The sequence below is a fragment of the Streptomyces griseosporeus genome, assembly GCF_014656055.1.
GTDB classification, from domain to species: domain Bacteria; phylum Actinomycetota; class Actinomycetes; order Streptomycetales; family Streptomycetaceae; genus Streptomyces; species Streptomyces griseosporeus.
In genome coordinates, this window is the sequence record NZ_BNBR01000003.1 from 818,195 (window position 1) to 840,397 (window position 22,203).

23 protein-coding genes are annotated in these 22,203 nt (G+C 67.7%); 6 read left to right on the top strand and 17 right to left on the bottom strand.

The annotated features are described in order from the left end of the window. Positions 1-129 precede the first annotated feature (129 nt). Positions 130-684, top strand: a complete 555-nt coding sequence (locus IE308_RS18185; protein WP_110630095.1) for a peroxiredoxin — start codon at positions 130-132, stop codon at positions 682-684. Between the two features lie 3 nt (positions 685-687). Beyond that, entirely contained in the window at positions 688-1,227 is a 540-nt protein-coding gene (locus tag IE308_RS18190; RefSeq protein WP_190218718.1) for an alkyl hydroperoxide reductase, read from the top strand. A 65-nt stretch (positions 1,228-1,292) separates the two neighbouring features. Here the strand turns inward: IE308_RS18190 and IE308_RS18195 are convergent, their stop codons facing one another. The 5 genes from IE308_RS18195 to IE308_RS18215 form a co-directional block, all read right to left on the bottom strand. Continuing rightward, positions 1,293-2,633 (bottom strand): AI-2E family transporter, encoded by a 1,341-nt coding sequence (locus IE308_RS18195; protein WP_190218719.1) that lies wholly within the window; start codon positions 2,631-2,633, stop codon positions 1,293-1,295. A 158-nt stretch (positions 2,634-2,791) separates the two neighbouring features. Continuing rightward, complete coding sequence (locus IE308_RS18200; RefSeq protein WP_190218720.1) at positions 2,792-3,478, bottom strand: aggregation-promoting factor C-terminal-like domain-containing protein; 687 nt, start codon at positions 3,476-3,478, stop codon at positions 2,792-2,794. A gap of 428 nt (positions 3,479-3,906) precedes the next feature. Beyond that, the gene (gene phoH2, locus IE308_RS18205; RefSeq protein ID WP_110630092.1) at positions 3,907-5,232 is read right to left on the bottom strand and encodes an RNA 5'-3' helicase PhoH2; all 1,326 of its coding nucleotides are present in this window, start codon (positions 5,230-5,232) and stop codon (positions 3,907-3,909) included. Between the two features lie 320 nt (positions 5,233-5,552). Continuing rightward, positions 5,553-6,326, bottom strand: coding sequence for an isoprenyl transferase (locus tag IE308_RS18210; protein WP_110630091.1), 774 nt, complete (start codon positions 6,324-6,326; stop codon positions 5,553-5,555). A 696-nt stretch (positions 6,327-7,022) separates the two neighbouring features. After that, positions 7,023-7,829, bottom strand: coding sequence for a methyltransferase domain-containing protein (locus tag IE308_RS18215; protein WP_190218721.1), 807 nt, complete (start codon positions 7,827-7,829; stop codon positions 7,023-7,025). 44 nt (positions 7,830-7,873) lie between these two features. On the opposite strand from IE308_RS18215, the gene IE308_RS18220 reads away from it, so the two are divergent. Beyond that, positions 7,874-8,374 carry a DinB family protein gene (locus IE308_RS18220; RefSeq protein ID WP_110630089.1) on the top strand — a complete coding sequence of 167 codons (501 nt, stop codon included), beginning with the start codon at positions 7,874-7,876 and terminating at the stop codon, positions 8,372-8,374. Positions 8,375-8,446: 72 nt separating this feature from the next. Here IE308_RS18220 and IE308_RS18225 read toward each other — a convergent pair whose 3' ends face one another. From IE308_RS18225 to IE308_RS18250, 6 genes are all read right to left on the bottom strand, one after another. Beyond that, on the bottom strand, positions 8,447-9,319 hold the full coding sequence (locus IE308_RS18225; RefSeq protein ID WP_190218722.1) for an LLM class flavin-dependent oxidoreductase: 873 nt from the start codon (positions 9,317-9,319) through the stop codon (positions 8,447-8,449). Positions 9,320-9,383: 64 nt separating this feature from the next. Then, complete coding sequence (locus IE308_RS18230; RefSeq protein ID WP_190218723.1) at positions 9,384-9,902, bottom strand: hypothetical protein; 519 nt, start codon at positions 9,900-9,902, stop codon at positions 9,384-9,386. A gap of 14 nt (positions 9,903-9,916) precedes the next feature. Continuing rightward, complete coding sequence (locus IE308_RS18235) at positions 9,917-11,971, bottom strand: hypothetical protein (protein WP_190218724.1); 2,055 nt, start codon at positions 11,969-11,971, stop codon at positions 9,917-9,919. 55 nt (positions 11,972-12,026) lie between these two features. Next, positions 12,027-12,407: a hypothetical protein gene (locus tag IE308_RS18240; RefSeq protein WP_190218725.1), complete on the bottom strand. Its 381-nt coding sequence runs from the start codon at positions 12,405-12,407 to the stop codon at positions 12,027-12,029. Positions 12,408-12,535: 128 nt separating this feature from the next. Continuing rightward, positions 12,536-13,876: a type VII secretion-associated serine protease mycosin gene (gene mycP / locus IE308_RS18245; RefSeq protein WP_190218726.1), complete on the bottom strand. Its 1,341-nt coding sequence runs from the start codon at positions 13,874-13,876 to the stop codon at positions 12,536-12,538. 1,877 nt (positions 13,877-15,753) lie between these two features. Continuing rightward, complete coding sequence (locus IE308_RS18250; protein WP_229908921.1) at positions 15,754-16,242, bottom strand: DUF2563 family protein; 489 nt, start codon at positions 16,240-16,242, stop codon at positions 15,754-15,756. Between the two features lie 289 nt (positions 16,243-16,531). Here IE308_RS18250 and IE308_RS18255 point away from each other — a divergent pair, with 289 nt between their 5' ends. Continuing rightward, positions 16,532-16,912 (top strand): DUF192 domain-containing protein, encoded by a 381-nt coding sequence (locus IE308_RS18255; protein ID WP_190218853.1) that lies wholly within the window; start codon positions 16,532-16,534, stop codon positions 16,910-16,912. Further along, positions 16,909-17,220 (top strand): hypothetical protein, encoded by a 312-nt coding sequence (locus IE308_RS18260; RefSeq protein WP_190218727.1) that lies wholly within the window; start codon positions 16,909-16,911, stop codon positions 17,218-17,220. The genes IE308_RS18255 and IE308_RS18260 overlap by 4 nt, the downstream gene beginning before the upstream one ends. 92 nt (positions 17,221-17,312) lie before the next feature. Here the strand turns inward: IE308_RS18260 and IE308_RS18265 are convergent, their stop codons facing one another. After that, on the bottom strand, positions 17,313-17,927 hold the full coding sequence (locus IE308_RS18265; RefSeq protein ID WP_190218728.1) for a TetR/AcrR family transcriptional regulator: 615 nt from the start codon (positions 17,925-17,927) through the stop codon (positions 17,313-17,315). A 70-nt stretch (positions 17,928-17,997) separates the two neighbouring features. On the opposite strand from IE308_RS18265, the gene IE308_RS18270 reads away from it, so the two are divergent. Next, entirely contained in the window at positions 17,998-18,795 is a 798-nt protein-coding gene (locus IE308_RS18270) for an MBL fold metallo-hydrolase (RefSeq protein WP_190218729.1), read from the top strand. Positions 18,796-18,826: 31 nt separating this feature from the next. On the opposite strand, the gene IE308_RS18275 is transcribed toward IE308_RS18270, so the two are convergent. The 5 genes from IE308_RS18275 to IE308_RS18295 form a co-directional block, all read right to left on the bottom strand. Further along, the gene (locus IE308_RS18275; RefSeq protein ID WP_190218730.1) at positions 18,827-19,450 is read right to left on the bottom strand and encodes an OmpA family protein; all 624 of its coding nucleotides are present in this window, start codon (positions 19,448-19,450) and stop codon (positions 18,827-18,829) included. 7 nt (positions 19,451-19,457) lie between these two features. Further along, positions 19,458-20,048, bottom strand: coding sequence for a hypothetical protein (locus tag IE308_RS18280; RefSeq protein ID WP_190218731.1), 591 nt, complete (start codon positions 20,046-20,048; stop codon positions 19,458-19,460). A 33-nt stretch (positions 20,049-20,081) separates the two neighbouring features. Further along, entirely contained in the window at positions 20,082-20,669 is a 588-nt protein-coding gene (locus IE308_RS18285; RefSeq protein WP_110637018.1) for a pilus assembly protein TadG-related protein, read from the bottom strand. Continuing rightward, positions 20,669-20,875, bottom strand: coding sequence for a hypothetical protein (locus IE308_RS18290; RefSeq protein WP_110630081.1), 207 nt, complete (start codon positions 20,873-20,875; stop codon positions 20,669-20,671). The genes IE308_RS18285 and IE308_RS18290 overlap by 1 nt, the downstream gene beginning before the upstream one ends. A 419-nt stretch (positions 20,876-21,294) precedes the next feature. Further along, positions 21,295-22,182: a DUF5936 domain-containing protein gene (locus IE308_RS18295; protein ID WP_110637015.1), complete on the bottom strand. Its 888-nt coding sequence runs from the start codon at positions 22,180-22,182 to the stop codon at positions 21,295-21,297. Positions 22,183-22,203 lie beyond the last annotated feature (21 nt).

Consider the following 22,203-nt stretch of genomic DNA (forward strand, 5'->3'; position numbering starts at 1 on the left):
AGCTGTCTCCGATCAACACGACCGAGTGTAGCTATTTCACGGATCAATGCACGCTGTGCCAACATCGAGATCGTCCAACCCATGGGAAACACCAGCAAAATGGGTGTTTCTTCGCTGCAAGGAGAGCGTGTGCTCACTGTCGGTGACAAGTTCCCCGAGTTCGAACTGACCGCCTGCGTCTCGCTGGAGAAGGGCAAGGAGTTCGAGAAGATCAACCACAAGACCTACGAGGGCAAGTGGAAGGTGATCTTCGCTTGGCCCAAGGACTTCACCTTCGTGTGCCCGACCGAGATCGCCGCGTTCGGCAAGCTGAACGACGAGTTCGCCGACCGTGACGCGCAGATCCTGGGCTTCTCCGGCGACTCCGAGTTCGTCCACCACGCCTGGCGCAAGGACCACGACGACCTGCGCGACCTGCCGTTCCCGATGATGGCCGACTCCAAGCACGAGCTGATGCGCGAGCTGGGCATCGAGGACGAGGACGGCTTCGCCAAGCGTGCCGTCTTCATCGTCGACCAGAACAACGAGATCCAGTTCTCCATGGTGACCGCCGGTTCCGTCGGCCGTAACCCCAAGGAGGTCCTGCGGGTCCTCGACGCGCTGCAGACGGACGAGCTGTGCCCGTGCAACTGGAGCAAGGGCGACGAGACCCTCGACCCGGTCGCGCTGCTGGCTGGTGAGTGAGGCATGTCCCTCGACTCCCTGAAGTCCCGTATACCGGACTACGCCAAGGACCTGAAGCTCAACCTGGGTTCGGTCATCGGCAACTCCGAGCTTCCCGCCCAGCAGCTGTGGGGCACGGTGCTCGCCACCGCCATCGCCTCCCGCTCCGCCGTCGTGCTGCGGGAGCTGGAGCCGGAGGCCAAGGCGAACCTGACGCCGGAGGCGTACCAGGCCGCCAAGTCCGCCGCCGCGATCATGGCGATGAACAACGTCTTCTACCGGACGCGCCACCTGCTCTCGGACCACGAGTACGGCAACCTGCGCGCCGGTCTGCGGATGAACGTCATCGGCAACCCCGGCGTCGACAAGGTCGACTTCGAGCTGTGGTCCTTCGCGGTCTCTGCCATCAACGGCTGCGGCATGTGCCTGGACTCGCACGAGCAGGTCCTGCGCAAGGCCGGCCTCGACCGCGAGGTCGTCCAGGAGGCCTTCAAGATCGCCTCGGTGATCCAGGCGGTCGGCGTGACCCTGGACGCCGAAGCCGTCCTGGCCGACGCGGAGTAGCGTCAAAGACGCGTCACACGCGACAGAGCCCCGCCCACCGAAAGGTGAGCGGGGCCTTGTCGTTCCTATGGTTGTTGCTCGCTCGGCTCCTCCGACCGCGTCTCGACCGCCTCCCCCGACACCGGCGCCGCCGGTGAGGCGTCCGACGACGTCGCCCCCCGCGGCTGCGGCGAGTGCCGCAGGGCGGGGCCGCGGGAGTACGCCCGCAGATAGCCGACCACCGTGTTCGTCACCGCCACCAGCGGTACGGCCACCACCGCGCCGCCGATGCCGGCCACCATGCCGCCGGCCGCCACGGACAGCACCACCGCCAGCGGATGGACCCGCACCGCCCGGCCGAGGATGAACGGCTGCAGGATGTGCCCCTCGATCTGCTGCACCGCGAGGACCACGACCAGCGTCATCACCGCCGTGAACACGCCCTGCGTCACCAGCGCCACGACCACCGCCAGCGCCCCGGAGACGACCGCGCCGACCAGCGGGATGAAGGCGAACAGGAAGATGAACACGGCGAGCGGGACGGCCATCGGCACGTCCAGGAAGTAGATGCCGAGGCCGATGAAGATGGCGTCGATGAGGGCGACGATCACCGTGCCCCGTACGTACGCCGTGAGCGTGGCCCAGGCGCGCGGCCCGGCCCCGGCCACGCCCGGGCGGGCGGCGGCGGGGACCAGCTTGAGCGTCCACTCCCAGATGCGCCGGCCGTCGTAGAGCAGGAACAGCGTGGAGAAGACGGTCAGCAGGATGCCGGTCATCGCCTCGACCACGACCTGGACGCCTTCCAGGCCGGCCGAGGTGATCTGGTCGGTGTTGGCGCCGATCGCCTCGCGCAGGTTCTTGGCGATCTGGTTGATCTGCTTGTCGGTGACGTGGAAGGGGCTGTTGAGCAGCCACTTGCGCAACTCGTCGATGCCGTCCTGGATCTGGTCGGAGAGGTTGTCGATGTTCTCCATGACCTGCCAGGTCACGAACCAGCCGATCAGGCCCATGATGACGAAGCCGAGGATCGCGGTGAGCGCCGTGGCCGGACCGCGCGGTACGCCCATGCGCCGCAGCCGCGCGACCGTCGGCTGCAGCAGCGCCGTGATGAGCAGGGCGGCGACGAAGGCGAGGACGACGAGCTGGACGGCGCTGATCACCTTCATCAGCACCCAGAGCGTGCCGGCCAGCACGAGCAGCCGCCAGCCGGCCTCGGCGGCCACCCGCACACCCCAGGGGACCGCCTGGGCGGGGTCGGGGCGGACCCGGACCACGGCGGGCTCGTACTCCGGTGACACCACCGGGTCGGGCTGCGGCTCCGGTTCGTGCTGTTCGCGCTCGGCCTCGGCGCGGCGCTCGTCGAGCCGCTCCCCCATCTCACTGAGCCCAGCGCCGAGCCGGCCGAGCCACCCTGGCACTCGCGACATGATCCGTCCTCTTCCCCCGTCTCGCCCCACCACTCCCCCCAGGGGTCGTCCGTGTCAGACCGTACAGGGCGAAAGCCCCTCTCCGTTAAGACGGGGAGGGGCTTGCGGAGGTTGACCGGCGGTGCCGGGTACCGGTGTCCGGGACCAGTGGCCGGTCTCTAGTACCAGTGGTTGGCCTGCCAGAACGACCAGGCGTCGCAGGGGCTGCCGTACCGCTCGTTCATGTAGTTGAGGCCCCACTTGATCTGGGTGGCCGGGTTGGTCTGCCAGTCGGCGCCGGCGGAGGCCATCTTGGAGCCGGGCAGGGCCTGGAAGAGACCGTAGGCGCCGGAGGAGGCGTTCACGGCGCGGTAGTTCCAGCTGGACTCGTGGTCCACGATGTTGCTGAAGCACTGGTACTGGCCGCTCGCCACCATCTGGCGGGCCATCGCCTGGATCTGCGCGATGGAGTAGGAGCTCTGTACGGGGAAGTCGGCGGAGCTGCGGCTCGCGGCGGCCTTGGCCTCGGCGCGTTCCTTGGCTTCCTCGGCCGCCTTCTCGGCGGCCTCCTTCTTCGCGATCGCGGTCTCGGCGGCCGCCTTGCGGGCCGCCTCCTCGGCGTCCTTCTTCGCGGACGCGTCCGCGACGATGGCCTGTGCGTCGGCCTGCTGCGTCAGGGACGCGGCCTGGACCTGGGCCTGCTGACCCGCGGGGATGTCCGCGAGGAGCGTCGCGTCGGCTGCCAGCGCTTCGGCGTCGTTGTTCTGCGCTGCGGTGCTGCCCGAGGCAACGCCGACGACGCTTCCGACAGCGGTGACTGCGGTGGCGGATGCCACTGCGAATCCCCGGACCGAGATCCGGCTCACACGGTTTCCTTCCAGCATCGCCCGCTTCGGTGACCCTGGCGGACGCAATCGTGCCCCTGGCACTGGCCTCCCCAACTGCGGGGTCACGGGAGGCTCGGGCCCGGTGGGCAACTCCCTGCACGGGAGCGCCGCGTGGTGCTCGGGCGGCATACGACGGCTGCTATGGAGTTGGTGTTCCTGCTGTGGTGCCGTACCGCTGGGGGTACAGGTGTGTCGTATGCGGGGCCTGACAGGAGTGAGACTCTGCCGTAACCCGACGCCGCAAGGCAATTCCGAGTTGCGTGTGAAAGCTCACATCCCGTTTGACCCACGGGATTTCATCGAACGCACACATGCGAAGGCGCCGCCGGACTAGGCTCTTTCCCTTCGTCCGACGGCGCCAACTGATGCGTAACGCCTATGAAGTTGGATGAGTCTGTTCAGGTGGGTCAGATGTGCCCGTCCTCCAGCATTTCGGTCACAAGTGCGGCGATCTGGGACCTCTCGGACCTGTTGAGCGTGACGTGCGCGAAGAGCGGGTGGCCCTTCAGCTTCTCCACGACGGCGACGACACCGTCGTAGCGGCCGACGCGCAGATTGTCCCGCTGTGCCACGTCATGGGTCAGTACGACCCGTGAGTTGGCGCCGATCCGGGAGAGCACCGTCAGCAGCACGTTGCGCTCCAGCGACTGGGCCTCGTCGACGATGACGAACGCGTCGTGCAGCGAGCGGCCGCGGATGTGGGTGAGCGGCAGGACCTCCAGCATGCCGCGCGCGGTGACCTCCTCGATGACCTCGCGGGACGTGACCGCCGACAGCGTGTCGAAGACGGCCTGGGCCCAGGGGCTCATCTTCTCCGCCTCGCTGCCCGGCAGATAGCCCAGCTCCTGCCCGCCGACCGCGTACAGCGGCCGGAAGACCATCACCTTCTGGTGCTGCCGCCGCTCCAGGACGGCCTCCAGTCCCGCGCAGAGCGCCAGCGCCGACTTGCCGGTGCCGGCCCGGCCGCCCATGGAGACGATGCCGACGTCCGGGTCGAGCAGCAGGTCCAGCGCGATGCGCTGCTCGGCGCTGCGGCCCTTGATGCCGAACGCCTCGCGGTCCCCGCGGACCAGGCGGACGTTGCCCTCCGGCGTGACCCGGCCGAGGGCCTTGCCGCGCTCGGACTCGATGGTCAGGCCGGTGTGCACCGGGAGGCCGGCGGCCTCCGGCACATACACGTGTCCCTCCTCGAAGAGGATGTCCACCTGCTCGCCGGGCAGGGTGAGTTCGGACATCCCGGTCCAGCCGGAGTTCTCCGTGATGGCCAGTTCGGCCCGGTACTCCTCCGCGAGGAGCCCGACGGAGGAGGCCTTGATCCTCAGCGGCAGGTCCTTCGACACGACCGTGACGTCGTATCCCTCGGCCTGGAGGTTGCGTGCGACCGCGAGGATGCGGGAGTCGTTGTCCCCCAGGCGGTAGCCGGTGGGCAGCACGCTGGGGTCCGAGTGGTTGAGCTCGACCCGTACGGTCCCGCCGAGGTCCCCGGTCGGGATGGGGGCATCGAGGCGGCCGTACCGCACCCGGTAGTCGTCGAGCAGGCGCAGGGCCTGCCGGGCGAAGTACCCGAGTTCGGGATGGTGCCGCTTGGCCTCCAGTTCCGTGACCACGACGATGGGGAGCACGACCTCATGCTCGTCGAAGCGGGTCAGGGCATTGGGGTCGGCCAGCAGGACGCTGGTGTCGAGAACATAGGTGCGCCGGTCGGGCTTGTGGCGCTTTACGCTGGTCACCACGGAAGGACGTACCCCCTCGGATGAGGTCGGGGAGCGACGAGACGGTGCTGGACCGGTGTCCGGCCCTCGCGTGCGAGGGGCCGTGAACCGGCCCTCCGCGGCTGCTTCCGTGCAGTGTCCGCACGGTCGGGCTGGTGCAAAGGGCCTCCCGGGCGGACGGCCCCGTGCCGCCCGCTGAGATCCGACGCCCGTGGTTCGGGTGTCGACCTGCTTGGCTTATGCCCTCGAACGCGCGATGCCATGCCGAAGCGCGCGGCGGCGTGCCGGTGAACTCCCGGTGACGCCTGCCCCGTGTCCGTTCCGTGTCAGGTCAGGGGCCCTCAGCCGCCGTAGCGGCGGTGGCGGGCGGCGTAGTCGCGCAGGGCCCTGAGGAAGTCGACCTTGCGGAAGGCCGGCCAGAAGACCTCACAGAAGTAGTACTCCGAGTGGGCGGTCTGCCACAGCATGAAACCGGACAGCCGCTGCTCGCCGCTGGTGCGGATCACGAGGTCGGGGTCGGGCTGGTCGCCGGTGTACAGGTGCCGCCCGATCATCTCGACGTCGACGGACTCGGTCAGCTCCTCCAGCGAGGTGCCCTTGTCCCGGGCGTCGAGCAGCATCGACCGCACGGCGTCGGCGATCTCCTGCCGGCCGCCGTAGCCGATGGCCACGTTGACCAGTATCCCGTCGACGTGCGCGGTGGCCTCCTCGGCCTCCTTCAGCGTGCGCTGCATGCCGCCGGGCAGCAGGTCCATCGTGCCGACGTGGTGGACGCGCCAGCGTCCGTCGGCGGCGAGGGTGCGCACGACGTCCTCGATGATCCCGAGGAGCGGACCGAGTTCCTCCTGGGGCCGGTCGAAGTTGTCCGTCGACAGCAGCCAGAGGGTGACGACCTCGACATCGGTCTCGCTGCACCAGCCGAGGAACTCCTCGATCTTGTCCGCTCCGGCGCGGTGCCCCTGGGCGGTGGTGGACCCCGCGGCCTTGGCCCAGCGCCGGTTGCCGTCCATGATCACGCCGATGTGCTTGGGCACCTGAGCGTGGTCCAGGTGGCCTTCCACCCGGCGTGCGTAGAGCCTGACGAGCAGGCCGCGCAGCTTGTCGCGCAGGTTCACGTGATTGTCAGCCCCTCCGGTGCGGAACGGTCCCCGGTGGCGAAGCCTACCGCTGATGCGGGAGGGGGCCGGCAAGGGGTGAGGGGGCCGGGCTGGGGGCGAGGGCCGGGCCGGGGGCGGGCGCCGGGCTGGAGGCGGGCGCCGAGCGGGGCCCGGGGGCCGGTCGGGGGCGCAGGGGCGCACGGGGTGCGCACGGACAAGAAAACGGGCCGGTCCGTGGGGGGGAGACGGACCGGCCCGAGGGGGGGTTTCCACCATAACCCTTCGTAAGGGCAGATGCGTGCACCGGCGTGCCACAACTACTCTCCGAAACCGAATGACGACGCCGCGATGAGACCGAGAACGGATTCCGGACAGCCGGCAGAGGGCCCGGACGCAGCGGCTTCTCGGTTTTCGGACGATTCCGGACCCGTACGGCGGCCGGTACAGCGCGCCACCCCGGGGGTCCCCCCGACGGACTACGCGTCCCGCGCGCGTGCTTGACGGCGACGGCGCTTCACGGCCTCGGACTTACGGCGCGGCGCTCTTGCTCGGTGGGTGACGGCACCGCGCAGCCCCCTCCACTGCGCGGTGCCGCCCGCGCAGCTTTGCTCACGCGAATTACCTTGGTCTGAACCTATGCGAAGGACTGCCCGAAAAACCAGCCGCCCCCGATAACGATGTGGAAACCGCCCCCGCCCTGCTCCTACCGGGGTCCTACCGGGGCTTACGCGCGTCGAAGAGATGCCGGGTGCTGTGCGCCACGAACGCCCCCTCGTCCCGGATCCGCTCGTGCAGCGCCCGCAGCTGCGGCTCGTACGCCTCCACGGTGAACCCGGGAACCATCCACACGACCTTCCGCAGGAAGTGCACGACGGCGGCGATGTCGTGGAACTCGATCCGCAGCCGCTCGGCCCGCAGGTCGACGATCTCCAGCCCCACGGCCTCGGCGTCGGCCCGCTCACGGTCGGGATGCCGCTTGGAGCGCACCTCCTCGGGCAGCGGCCCGAGGAAATACTCGACGAGTTCGAAGACACTCGCGGGCCCGACATGCTGCGCGAAGTACGTCCCGCCCGGCTCCAGCACCCGCACGATCTCCTCCCACTGCGGCCGTACGGGATGCCGGCTGACGACGAGATCGAAGGCCCCGTCGGCGAAGGGCAGCGGGGCGTCCTCCTCGGCGGCGACGACGGCGACGCCGCGCGACCGCAGGAGGGCGGTGGCCTTGGCGACGTTGGGCGGCCACCCCTCGGTGGCGACGGCGACGGGCGGCGTACGACCGGCGCGCCCCAGGGCGAAGTCCAGCACTTCCCCGCCCCCGGTCTGCAGATCGAGCGCGGCACGGGCACCGGCCATCCGCCCGGCCATGGACACGGCGTACCCCCAGGAGGGCCGCTCCTCGCTGGCCCGCCCCTCGAACCAGGAGAAGTCCCACCCCTCGGTGGGCACGGCGACGCCTTCGGCGACGAGATCGTCGAAGCTGCGGTCGCCGTGGTCCGGGGCGTGCGGTGTAGGCATGGTCATGATGATGACAGGGCGATGTCAGAGGCTGCTGCTAATTTCCGCGCATGACGACTGCGGACGCCCAAGGCGACGAAAAGACGACCCTCCTCGCGGCTCTGGACAGCCACCGCGACGCGGTGGTGTGGAAGCTGGAGGGCTTGGACGAGGAGGCGGCCCGCCGCCCGATGACCCCGTCCGGCACAAGCCTGCTGGGCCTGGTGAAGCACCTGGCGTCGGTGGAGTACGGCTGGTTCGTGGAGACGTTCGGCCGTGAACGGGAGCCGCTGTGGTTCGACCCCTACACGGACGAGGACATGCGGGCGACGGCCGACGAGACGACGGCCGGCCTCCTCGCCTTCTACGCCCGCGCCCGGGCCGCCGCGGACGCGGTCATCACGGAACTCCCCTTGGACGCGGTGGGCGCCCCGCCCTGGAAACCGGACCGCACGGTCTCCCTGCGCTGGGTCCTGACCCACATGCTCACGGAGACGGCACGGCACGCGGGCCACATGGACATCGTGCGGGAACTGATCGACGGCGCGACGGGCGACCGCCCACGCACCTGACGCCGGGCTCAGGGGGACGAGCGGCGAGCCTCAGGGAACGAGGGCCGAGCATCAGGGGACCAGGCGCGAGCCCTAGGGGACGAGCGGCCGAACCTCCTCGGCCACGAACCGCAGGAACCCCTCGGGGTCGGGCTCGTCCCCGGTCGGTTCGAGTACGACGGTGTCGGCCCCGGCATCGACCAGCCGCAACACGGCCTCGGCAACGGCCTTGGCATCCCCGGCGACCCCGAGCCCGGCCACGTCCCCGAGCCCCTTCCCCTCGACCTCGGCACGGAGCCGGTCATGGGCGCCGTCCCCGGTGGCGGCGAGCAGATAGGACACGACGGCATGCTCGCCACCCCGCCCACTCGCCGCGCGCCCTTCGGCGATCAACTGCACGGCGCTGCGCACCCCGTCGGCCGGCGTCACCTCACTGAGGATGGTCCCGTCGGCAACCTCCCCCGACAGCCGCACGGTCCGGGGCCCGACGGCCCCCACAAGAACCTCGACGGCCTCCTGAGGCGGCCACCCGAGCTGCACGTCCTCAAGCCTGACGTACCGCCCCTGCACGGAAACCCTCTCCCCCCTCAACAGCGCCCGCAGAGCCTCGACATACTCCCGCAACAACGTCACGGGCGACTCGACCCGGGCCCCCACCTGCCCCATCCACTCCTGCACCCCGTGCCCGACGCCGACACGGGCCCGCCCAGGGAACATGCGCTGCAGCGAGGCGATCTCCATGGCGGCGATGGCAACGTTCCGCAACGGAACGGGCAACAGCCCGACCCCCACCCGAACGTTCTCGGTCCAGGCGAGCGCGGCAGCAGCACTGGACACCCCACCCTCAAGGAAGCAGTCCTCCCACAGCCACACCTCCTCAAGCCCAGCCCGATCGGCAAGCTGAACGAGACCCCGGAACCGCTCGGGGGGAAGCTGCGGGCGGATGATGGCACCGAGAGTTGTCATGGAGAGTTGGTAGCCCGTCGCGCGGACAGCGGCAACTGCTTTGTCGGACAGTGGTGGGTGGTCCTCAGGAGCAGTGCATTGTCTTGAGCGTGGCCGGGAAGTAGGAACGCATGAAGTCCTCGATTTCCGTGCGGCGGCTTCGGTCATCCGCACGCAGCTCGGACACTTGCAAAGCGAGAGTGAAGTGCTTTCCGGCCTGAGTCCGACATGGGCTCGTGGCAATCGCTCCGTTGTCACCGATGAGCATGCCCTTGACTACCGTGCCGTTCCGCACTTCTGTTACGCCGAGCGGCTCGTTGTTCCTCGCCAGGCGCTCGAGATCTGGCGCATCATCCGCCCAATAGAAATGAAACTCAAGCACTGGGTCGTCCTTCGACAGGACTGTACAGGGACCCGACGTCGCCTCCGCGCGGTCCACCCTGCTGGACTCACGAAGGTCATCCTTGGAGGTCAGCAGAGGACGAGTGAGATCAGGGTCGATGCGCGTTCCACAAATAGCCTGTGGCACCTCTACGTCTGATGAGTTACCGCAGGATGGGGCGAGAGTCGACAAAGCGACGACGAGGACCACCGAGGCGCGCATACGCACACGCCTCCTCACTTCGAAACCTTTCCGGAAACACCCTTGGCGTGTTCCAGCCCGGCCTGCGCATGCACGTTGATGTCGGCTTGAGCTTCAAGCTGGGAGCGATCACCTGAGTGCACGCTGCTCCACTCGTTCGCGAGAGCGACCAGCTGTCCGTTTCTGTTCTCGTAAGCCTTGATATTTTCCTGCGTCTGCTGATCGTCAAGCCTCTTCTGCTCATCTTCGAGCCATTTCCCGGTCACATAGTCAAAGCCTTGCTGTACATCATCACTGGCAACAGGGATGTAGCTGATGGCCTTGTCGAAGATGGGCTTGGCCTCAAAATCGGCCGTCTTGGGATCCCCCTGAGCCTCGAGACGCGCTTCTTCCAAAAATCCCACCGTACGCCCAGCCCTGATCAGCGAATCAGTCGAATCCGAGCGGTCGCTGTGAATATCAGCCACCATTGCTTGATTCAGGCCGCCGTTCAGGACACCATATGCGTCCTGATCCTTGGACACCTGCTTTGCTACCTCGAACAGCTTGGTCTGATCCAGTGGCGAATCCCCCATAGCGATGCCGCTCATTGAGGCATGGACGGTGTCACCTCTGTTGACCAGCATGGCCGCCATCGGCTCTCGAAGAGACGGCGGGAACTTGTCACCAGCGTCCGCCAGATAGTTGAACGCCGACGCAAAGACTTTGTCGTTGTCCGGCCTATGGTGGACGAAGTGGGCATTCGGGTCGGAGGGGTCGACCCCGGTCGCCGCTGCCTGGAGAGCTGCTCCGAATCCCACCCTGTCGTCGCCGTCCAGCCCGGGCGCGTAGGTGCTGACCTTGGGGCCCTCACGCTCATGCAGAACCACGTCCCAGTCACGTTCCTGCATGAGGTACTTCATCCGGGCGTCCGACTTCAAGTAATCGGCCGACGTACCGGGGTCGTGGCTCATGATGCCGAGCATCCCGTCCACGGGGTCGTTGGCGAACCAGCCACCCTGCTTACCGCTGTACTCGCCCTTCAGCCGCCAGATGTCCGAGTCCTTCTTCTCCGCCGCAATCATGTCGTCGGTCAGGTCTTCGAGCATTCCACGCGAATACCCGTGGCCCTTCTGCATGAGAGTGACGAGCGACTGATATCCCACGGCCTTGTCAAGGCGAACACCCTGCGCATCAGTTCCGTACCGCTCGACCCCGGCCTTGCGCATCTCCTTGCGCCACTCCTGGTACCAAGGGGACTTGGTGTCCTTGGTCGCGGAAGCAAGGCTGTTGGCCAGCCCCGTCTCGAGTTCTTCGTAGTCACTGACTCGACTACCGCCCCTGAAGTGAACGAGATCGTTCAGCTCATTCGTCAACCTGATCGTGCCACCCGCGCCCAGACCATCCAAGACTGTGCGAGAGAACTCCTGATTACCGCTGTTGTCGCGGAACGCACGCTTGAGCTCGGCGATTTCCTTGTCCGTGAGCCGGCCGCCGTCGCTCAGCTTTTCAAGCAGTTCCTCTGCTTCTTGCCCCTCATAAACTTCGATGTCTCCCTCAGCGGCACCGTTGAAACCGCCTGGGACAACATCCGAATCGATCACGACTGCTTTCAGGGCGACTTCGACACCCGCGTCCGCGTCTGTCACGTTCTGAACCGCTTGATTAATGTGCTCCTGCCACGACCGCACGGCCTCCATATAACCGGGGTCGTGATGCAAGGCCCTGCGCTCGTCCTCGGACATCTTGTCGATATCCAGACTGACCACGCCTTGATCCGAAACCTTCATGCCGGCTTCGATGGCCTCCTGCCGAGCCGTCTTCAGCTTGCCGCGAAGTTCAACAAACTGTCCGTGCGCATCACGCAGCAGCTTTGCGACAGCCTTTGCCTCGGTCTGGGCGTACTGAAACTCCTGGAGGGTGAAGTCAAACCGAGCGTTAGCCGCGTCGGCACTCAAGCCGGTCCACGTCGTGCCCATGGAAATCTTGTGCACATCCCGCCGGTATGCCTTCTCCTGCTTGGCGAATTCCGCCGCCATACCGTCCCACCGGTCCGCAGCCGTGGTGAGCGCTGACAGATCGGTTTCCATAATCTCGTGGTAGCTGGGCATGCGTAGTCCCTGGGCAGAAGAGGAGGGAGGGCTCTAGAAGGTCAAAAGATCACAGTCAGTACTGGTCCAGCGTGGATGACTGACGGACTGTGGACCCTATACCGAGGTCTGTACCCGTGAGAACAATGTTGCTGTTACGCAAGGCGTCCTTGTCCGAACCAAGGCGGTTCAACAGGTTTCTCACCTGATCACCCCACGTCTTGTGCGCCTTCTTCAGAGCTCCCGAGGTCAACCATCCTTCACCATCCTTGGGGCCAAATGCCTTTACAGCCGCTTCGGTATCGTGATCCGCCCATCGACCGGCTTTAGTCGTACCGGGCTCGATGTGATCCTCGATCGCCTGGGCTGCGGCTTTCTTTTCCGCCGGAGAGGAGGCGAGGTTCGGTCCGAACCCCGTGGGACCCGTTACATCGGCAGGGAGCTGATTGAGACGCATCCCTACCGGCTCCGCGGACGAGCCACCTTCAGAATGGCTCGCTCGGGTTCCTGTCATGGATGGATTCCCCATCTGTTCTGATTGAGTGTCGAGTCGGCTTGAGAAGCCGCTCAGGTGACCCGGTCACGTCAGCGGGGCTGTCCAGGATCGACCGGACCGCCCTGCGGGGTGCCTCCCGCTCCCGGCTGCGTGAACTGCCACCCCCCGTACGGCGTCTGCTGCATCGGCATGCCCGACGGCGGGGGCGGCGGGACCTGGCGGCGCCGCTTGCGGCTGATGGCGACCGCTGCCACCACGGCTGCCAGCAGGACGACCGCGGCGACGCCGACGGCGATCCACACGGTGCTGTTGCCGGAGTCCTTCGCGGCTGAGGCATTCGCGCCGGTGTCATCGCCCTTGGCCGGCGCACCGGCGCCCTGGGACGCGGAGGCGTCCGCCGACGGGGGCGTGGTCTTCTCCGCCGCCTTCAGGTCGGGCAGCGGGTAGACGTCCGCCGGGCCCGGGTCGCCGGGATTCTGGAGGGCGATGCGGGGGCGGACGATGCCGTAGCCGATGGAGTCGTTGCGCTTGGCGCCGTCGGTGGGGCCGCCGATGGTGTTCAGCATGACCCGGAGGACCTGGTTGTTGGTCCAGGTCGGGTGCTTGGACCAGATGAGGGCGGCGCTGGCGGAGGCGAGCGCGGTGGAGTCACTGGTGCCGTCGGTCTTGCACAGGCCGGTCTTGCCTCCGCAGGCATGCACCATCTGTTCACCGGGTGCCGACATGTCCACCTGTGGGCCGTACTGAGAGAACGAACTCCGCCGCAGGTCCTTGCCCACAGCAGCCACGCCGACGACGCCGGGCGTGGCTGCCGGGTACTCGACGGCGTTGCCCTCGTCACCGCTGTTACCGACAGCCGCGAACAGGAGGGAACCGTGATCGATGGCGTACTTCACGGCCGCGTCGAGTTCTGGACTGCGAACCGGACTGCCCTTGGAGATGTTGATGACTCTGGCGCCCGAATCGGCCGCGTAGCGAATGGCCTTGCTCAGATAGGACGGTCCTGCGAAGCCGCTGAGGTCGTTTGCTCCGGGCAGCCGCACAGGCAGGATCTTCGCGCCCGGAGCGAGGCCGTACGCGCCGCCCTTTCCGGTGCCCGCGATAAGACCCGCCATACCGGTGCCGTGGCCATCGATATCCGTATGCTCGTCACCACTCCGGAATTTCGATGCCAGGTCCAGTCCGTCAAGCACACGGCCCTTGAGGTCGGGGTTGTTCGGGTCGACCCCACTGTCGATCACGGCGACCGTGACGTCCTTGCCGGTGCTCGTCCGCCACATCTCCTCTGCGTGCATGGCGTCCAGATGCCATTGCATCGATCGGACCGAGTCGGCTTGGGCCACTGTTCCCGTACCGCCCACCAGCAGGAGGCCTGCGACCGATGAGGTCAGAACCTTGAGCCAGCCGTGTCCTGTCCTGTTGGTGGGCATGTAATCCCCTTCGTGCTCTCGCTCTGCGTCAGTCGTCGGCCGGCTGCGCGCCGTTGCGCCGGTCCGTCTCTTGCTGCCTCTTGCCCTGCTGTGGGGTGCTGGACAGGCCAGTGGCACGACGTACGTTTCCGTGATTGGCGCCGTCACTCGGCGTACCGCCGGCGATTCCACCGCGCGTCGGAGCAGAGGGCACAGGAGCGCCCGGACGGACAGGTGCCCGACCTGTGTGCTGTGGAGCGCCACCGACGACGCCGCTCTGCGGGGTGGACAAGGGGCGTCCGGTTCCAGTGCCTCCACGGCTGCTGGTCGGCTCGCCGCCGACGACCGTCCCGCCGGGCAGACGGCCTGTGCCCGCAGAAGGCGTGGAGGTCTGGCGGCCCCCGGCAACACCCTGGTTGGTGGGAAGTCCACTGTTGACGGCGGGGCCTGTTGGCCGCCCGCCCGGAGTTCCCGGGCCGACCGGACCGCCCGGCCGTCCCCCCGCGACCGTATTACTTGGACGGCCCCCGACAACGCCCGGACCGGTCTGTCGGCCTTCGGTGACACGAGGGCCGGCGGGACGCCCATTGGCCACGCCCGGCCCCGTGGGACGTCCGTTCACACCAGGACCAGTTGGGCGCCCGCCAGTGACGCCCGGTCCCGTCGGCCGCCCTCCCGTGACGCCGGGGCCGGTCGGCCGTCCGGTGGCTCCGGTGGCGGAGGGAAGGTTGCGGCCCACCCCTTGACCAGGGAGCGTCCTGTTTGCGGGAGTCCCGGACGTCGGCCCATGGGGGAACTGCCCGCTTCCCGTCACGCCACGCCCGCGCGGCACTCCAGCGGTTCCCTGACCGGGTGCGAGCGGCGAGCGTCCGCCGACTTGTCTGCCTGTCCCGCCGGGGACAGTGGGCATACGTCCACCGCGACCGGTAGTTGGCTGGATCATGCCCGTGACGGATGGAGGAAGAACTGGTTCAGGCCGCGCCGGTGCGGGCCCCGTGGTCGGCCCAGTGGTGGGTCCTGGAGCCGGACGGTGCGTCTCGGGCAACGTATTGACGGAGTCGATCTCGACGCGCGTGGGGCGGTCGACATTGGCAGGAGGCCGGTGGGTTTCGGAGGGCACAACGTGCGCGGGGGACCCTGCCTCGCTCGGTCGTCCTGGCACCGATGCATGCCCGATAACGGATCCACCTCCAGTGGATCCGCCGCCTCCCACCGTGGCTCCTCCGGTCCTCGCGTCACCGGAGCCCCCAGTGCGCGGCAGGTCCTGCCACGTCTCGTCGTGGCCGGGTACGAACTGCGAAGGCGGCGGCGGGAACTTAGGGCGCTCCAGTTTGTCCATCTGGGTCGACGACTGGTCGTACGACTGCGCCAGCTTGCGCATCTCGGCCGCCGCCTCCAGGCGGACCTTCTCCTGGTTGGCCTTCAGGGCCGCCAGTTCGGCAGTGGACTTGGAGGCGACCGCGGCGGCGTCGGGGTCGTTGTGGTTGGCGCGGGCCGCGTCGAGGTTGGCCGTGGCGGTCGGCTTGTCGCGCGGGATGGACGTCTGGGCCTGCGAGATCGCGGTGGCGGCGGTGTGCAGCCACTTCGCGGAGTCCTCGCTGAAATCGGCAAGGCGGTGAGCCGAGTTGGCGAGGTCGCCCGCCCAGACGCGGAAGGCGTCCGCGCCCTCGCCCTTCCATTCCACCCACTGCGGGCGGATCTTCAGTTCTTCCGCGATCGAGCGGATCTCCGTGGCCGCCTTGCGCAGCTTGCCGGCCGCGCCCTCGACCGTGCCACTGTTGGCCTGGTCCAGCCATGCCAGCATCTGCTCGTGGCTCATGCCCTCGAAGGGCGTGGCGCCACCGGATCCGTTGCCTGCCATCAGCTGTCTCCCCGTTCCCGTCGTCCGTGCATCCGCGTCAGATCGTGCCGCCCGTGTCACCACCGGCGGGCGGCTGCTGGCCGCCTCCGGTGCCGCCACTGTGGGCGCCGTGGTTCTTCGCGTGCTCCGGGTCGTACGGACCGCCGTAGTGCTTCGTCGTCTCCGCGTTGATCGCGGCCATGCGCCTGCGCACGTCGTCGTCGATGTTGTCGTAGCCCTTGTGCGAGGCGAGGACCGCGATGGACATGGCCTCCATGCAGTCGCCGAGCAGCTTGGAGAACGACTCCAGGTCGGTGATGACCTTCTCGTACGACTTGTGCAGGCCCGCCGCCTCGACCCAGGAGTTGTCGCCGCCGCCGAACTGGGTGCGGGACACCTGGTCCTCGCCCACCTTCTTCGGACCCGCCTGCGACTCCTTGAGGTCGCGGATCAGCTCGTCGATCCGCTGCCGGAACTTGGTGAAGGACGTGAACTCGGTCTGGATGTCCTGGACCGCGTTCTTTGCGGTGTCGAAGATGTTGGACACCCAGGATCCGCCCGTCGCGCTCGACGTCGTCGATCCACCGCTATCGCTCGGCAGCACCGGTACCTCCCCGTTCCCCGTTCGGTCTTCGGATCAGACAAGACCGCACCCATTACTTTAGCGATCAGCTGTGTCAGTCGTGTGGTGGGTGGCGTGGTGACCGGTGAGCATTCGGCCACCGCGGTTGACTTCCAGCCCGTATCACAACAGGTCTACCAGGCGACTGCCCCAGGCTCGTAACGAAGTGGCTACGGTCGGCACGCAGGCGCGGAGGAGGCAGGGGGCGGTGGGCGTGGCGCGACGGTGGCGGGACGGGTTGGGGACGTTGGTCGTGGAGGGGGGTGAGCGAGGGGTGGTCCTGGTTCCGTTGGAGATCGCCGCTTCCTATCGTGCCCGTACCAAAGGGTTGTTGGGGCGCGAGTCGGTTGACGGGGCCCTGCTTCTGTCGCCGGCCAACAGTGTGCACACCTTCCGTATGCGCATGCCGATCGATGTGGCTTACCTGGACCGGCGGTTGCGGGTCATCGCCGTGCGGACCATGCGGCCTGGGCGACTCGGGCGGCCCCGCTTGCGGGCCCGGCATGTGCTGGAGGCGGAGGCGGGGGCCATGGCGGGGTGGGGGTTGCGTGCGGGTGTCCGCGTGGTGATCGAGGCGGCCACACTTCACGGATGACCAGTTCTCGTGAGGCAGAGGACGACCGTGGCTGTCTCCGGCTTGTCCTTGCCGTACCGCTGCTTCTGCTCACCCTTATGGCCGCGTACTTCTGCTGGACCGCACTGACCGTTCGTCCGTCCGGCACCTGGGACGAGGACGCGTACGGCGGCATCACCCTGTCGTGCTCGCTCACCGTGGGCGCCGCGGCAGCGGTGGCCGGGATTCGGCTGCTGCCCTCGGTTCGACGGGTCTTGCCTTGGTGGTGTGTCAGCCCGGCTCTGCTGCTGGGGGTGATCGCCAGCCTCCGCTGGCTGAACAGCGGCTAGCGTGAGCAAGGGACCGACGCCGAGTGAGTGCGTCGACGCCAAAAGGCGACTCATTCACCAACTGACTCCGGACATGATCGACCGGACAAGTCCTAGTGTTCGGCCTTGTCCGAGAAGGCGGAGATCAGGGCGTGCATGAGGGTTCGGGCGCGGTCTGCCGCTGTGGGGTCGGCGAGGAGTTGGATCTCCTGGTTGGCCGACATGGCGATGCCGGTCAGAGTCGTGACGAGGGCGTCGGGGGTGAGGGTCGTGGGGATGTCGCCCGCCGACTGCGCCGTTGCGATCTGGTCGTGGAGGAAGGTACGCCAGCGGGTCACCGCGTCGCGAAGGTGGGTACGCAGCTCGCCTGGCCGGCCGTCCAGTTCGCAGGACGCCGCGGTGACGAAGCAGCCGTTGGGGAACGGGCTGTCGGCGAGGTAGGCGCACCAGCTGTCGATCAGGGATCGGAGGCGGGGCAGGCCGGGTGGGGCTGCGAGGGACGGTGTCACTACCGCTTCCGTGAACATGTCCATCGCCCGTAGGAGCGTCGCTCGTTGGAGTTCCGACCTTGAGCCGAACGGGCCCACCACTCCCGCCTTGCTCATGCCCAGCGACTCGGCCAGCGTGCCGATGGTGAGGCCTGACAGGCCCTCGGTGGAGGCTTGCAGTACCGCCGTGCCGACGATGCGGTCGCGGGTGCGGCGGGCCTCGTCCGCGGATTTCCTCATACGGAGCAGTTTAGCGAACGGTCGTGTGCTAATTTAGCGAACGATCGTACGGTAAACGAAGGGGGCTGGTATGCGTATCCGTTGGCTGGGCTGGGCCGGGGTGGAGATCGAGGCGGAGGGCGAGAGTCTCGTCATCGACCTCCTCGGGCGGCCCGAGGGGGTCCTGGAAGGGACATCGCTGAACGCACCTCTGCCTACGGTCGTCCGGCCGCGGGCCGAGGGGGACGTGGTCGCCGGGCTCTGCACTCATCTGCATCGCGATCACACCGATGCCGGCGCGCTCGCCAAGGCGCTGCGCTCCGGCGCGCCCGTGCTGCATCCCGAGTCGTTCGGGGGTGACGAGCACGAGAATCTGTGGACCCTCAAGGCCGAGGGTGAGCTCGCCGCGTTCGCGCTTCCGCGGCGGGCCATGGGCCTGTGGGAGACCACTACGATCGGGCCTTTCACCATCGCCGCCGTGCCCGCTGTCGACGCTCTCGGCGATCCCCAGGTGTCATGGGCCGTCGAGGCCGGCGGCAAGCGTGTGATCCACCTCGGGGACAGCATGTTCCACGGCTACTGGTGGCGGGCCGCGCACCGGTACGGGCCCTTCGACGCCGTACTGACGCCCATCAATGGGCCTACTCTGTGCTTTCCGCACTGTCAGCCGCCCAGTCCGTATCCGGCCGCGCTCGACGCCGAGCATGCGGCCGTGGCCGCCCGGTTGCTGGGGGCCAAGGTCGCCATTCCCATCCATTACGACGGGTTCCGCATCGACGGCTTTTACAGCAGCCGGCCCGGGGAGTTGGACCGTTTCCTGGAAGCGGCTTCGGTGGAAGCGGCTTATGAGGCGCTTCCGCTGGGGGTGGGGGAGGACGTGGTGCTGTGAGGCGCCCCGGTGGCCAGGGCTGGCTCGGCTTTCAGCTCTCCCCTCGGGGGAAGGTCACCTCCACCCGGCGGTTCTTTCTGCGGCCCTCCTCCGTCGTGTTCGACGCGATCGGGTACTGCTCGCCGTAGCCGCGGACCTCGAAGGTGATGTTCGGGTCGTTCAGGTCTCCGTCCAGGGCGTCCTGTACGGCGTTGGCGCGTTGCTTGGAGAGGACGTCGCCGTGGGCGGAGGAGCCGAGGTTGTCCGTGAAGCCGAAGACGCGGATGCGGGTGGCGTTCTGCTTCTTGATCTCCTGCGCTATGGCGTTGATGCGCGCCCGGGCGTCTGCGCTCAGCTTTGCGCTGTCCTTGCCGAAGAGGACCTCTGCTTGCAGCGCGAACTTCACGTCCGCGTTGGTGTCCTCGCGGCGTTCGTCTCCCGACTGGTCCTCCACGACCGACTTGATGTCCAGCACCTTGGGCTCCGCGAGGGTCGCGCCCTCGGGGAGTTTCAGGTCCGGGTCGTTGGGGTCGACTTTTACGGGGGCTGTGGCGGTGGGTTCGGTGCCTGGGGGGACGCTCGGGGTGTCGTCCGCGTGGGCCGCGGGGGCGTAGAGGGTGGTGGTGAGGAGGAGGGTGGCCGTGGTGGTGAGGTAGTGCGTTCGGATGCGGGTCATTGCGGCCTCACCCGGAGACCTGGATCGTGCCACTGGCGAAGGTCGGCAGCTGGAACGTCACGTCCGTCGTACTGGTAGGTGGGGCCGGGAACTGCATGAACACCGCAACTGACTCGCCCGGCCGGATGGATGAGAAACCGGTCGTCGTCAGAGGACGCCCGTCGGTGTCCCGTAGCACGTAGTACCGCTTCTTCTCCTTGCCGTCGATGAGCGTGGCGCCGCCCAGGGACATGCCGTGGCGCAGGATTTCTGTTTCGTCGCCCCGCACCGCCGGAGGGATGGTGATCCGCTGAGCGCCGTCGTTCTTGATGTTGCCGCTCACGGTGACGAAACCGCCGGCGGAGTCGCGCTGTGCGGAGGTGATCTGCAAGATCAGTCCACTCGACCCCTTCAGCTCCGCCAGGGGGGTTTCCGACTGCCCCTCCTGAGCGGAGGGGTTCGAACCTGACTCCCTCGAAGCGGATCTCGTGGAGTCGGGCTTCTTGTCGTCACCGCCCCCATCTCCCCCACTGCAGCCGGCCACACCGATGACCAGTCCAGCTGCAGCAGTCAGGGCGACGATCCCCCTACGGGCCTTCGCAGTGAACCGAACACTCATCGCTCCGCTTCCTTCATCACTTGTCGTTCGCTGTCAGTCGGCCAAGTGGACGTCGAAGAGATCCTGGGGCTTCGGCAGCCGATCCGCGGGGGCATCCGGATCAAGCTCCCACTCCTTGTCCTTGCACGCCAGCCGGGGCAGTTCATCGCTCTGGGCTCCATCAGCAGGAAGCCCGCAGAGCGGCTCGATCACGGCGTTGGCCGTCGCCTTGGCGTGCTGGGACTCCGTACCCGGAATCACTGAATCACCGACGGCCTTGTTCGTCTCGACCTCGACCCTGTAGCTCAGGAGTCCCGTGGGCGTGCACTGCGCGTGGGCGTCGTTCTGCTCCGCCAGTTGGTACGCACGCCAGCAGGAAGGGGTCACCGCGACATTGCCGTCGAAGATGGCCTGCCATTTTTCCGGGTCGCGTAAATCCTTCAGCCACTGCCCCGCGAGCTGATCCCGAGTGTCCAGGGCTGCCGCAAGGGCCGCGGCGTCGGCAGCTGTCTGGGCCCCGTTTCTGTTGGCTGCAGCCTGACCCACCGCGAAGTAGGCGAGCGCAAGCAGGAGCAGGCCTCCCACAACGGTGAGGTAGATGGGGAAAGCCTGCCCTGTGTCGCCGTAGACCCGGGGGCCGATCAGCCGCCGATGACCTCGTTGATCTTGTCGGTGATCGCCGTGTAGATCGTGTTGCCGATATCCGTCCCCGTAATAGCCAAAACAATCGCCACCACCACCGCAATGATCCCCAAATACTCCACCGCGGTCTGCCCCCCGTCCCCCCTCGCGGCCCTCGCGGCGCGGTTCTTGAGGTACGTGGTCGTGGAGTTGATCCAGTTGCTCATGGTGTTCCCCTCTGGTGTCGGGCGATCGGTGGGCGCTGGGTTCGCGGGTCCTGGGAGAAGTCTCGGGAAAAACGTATGCGGGAATGCCCGGGAGGCCAGAGGGATCCTGGGTCAGGGGCCGTGCCCCGGCTGAAAACCGTCGCTGGGTCATGGGCGACCACCTCGGCCCCGGGCACGGACACGTGCCGTGCTCAGGGACTTCGCGACGTTCATCGGGGCGCCGGGGCGCGGGAGTTTGGCGGAAATGTGGCTGTCGTTGTTGCTCATGGTCTCCGCCCCTCCCTTCCCGCTCGGCCGAGACCTCGACCGACACGGCGACCACTCTCCCATATGTGGTTGCATTTGCGAAAGCGAGATTGCGAAATCCGTTAGCAGTACACGGGCTTGGGGGTTTGCTTCTGTCACTTCAGGTCGCCTCCCTACTCCCCCGTGATCGAGCCGAAGTCCGTCCCCGACCCCAGCAGCAGGCCCGCCCCGAGCAGCAGCATCGTCGCCGGGACCATGAACGTCGTGATCATCAGCGTGGCCCTGGGGACGGCGCGGGCCGCCTTGCGGCGGGCGTTCTGGGCGTCCGTGCGGCGCATGTCCTTGGCGATGGAGACCAGCGTGTCGACGATGGGGGCGCCCAGTTCCTCGCCCTGCTGGAGGGCCGTGACGAACATGGCCACCTGCTCGGAGTCGTTGCGGCGGCGGAGTTCCGCGAAGGCCTGGCGGCGGCTCATGCCCAGGTCCATCTGGCGGAGCGTGATGCGGATCTCGTCGGCCCAGGGGCCCTCGTAGTGCGAGGCCACCCGGTCCAGGGCCTGACGGAAGCCCAGGCCGGCGCTGACCACGACCGCCAGGACGTCCAGGAAGTCCGGCAGCGTGCGCTCGATGACGTCCTTGCGCACCCGGATCGCCGCCCAGATGCCGACCTCCGTCCAGAAGGCGCCGAAGGCCAGCAGCAGCAACGCCACCAAGTAGTCCCCGCGCAGGAGGAAGACCAGGCAGCCCAGCGCGCCCAGGGCGCCGTACACCGCCCGCCGCGCCGCGTAGCGGTCGAGGGTCAGGCCTCCGGGGTTGCCCGCCAGGTCGATCTTGCGGCGGATCCGGGCCACCAGGTTCGGGCCCATCAGGCGCAGCACCGCGGGGGCCCAGCGCATGCCCATGCGGTCGATGACCGAGTCGACCGCGCCCGTGCGGGTCGAGCCGACCTCCAGGGCCAGCGCCAGGTCGCCGGGGAGCTTGGCGTCCGCGCGGTACATGCGGATGCCCGTGAAGATGCCCGCCACGGCCAGTGCCATCAGCAGGGCCAGGCCTACGCCCATCAGTTCCATCGTCCCGCCCCG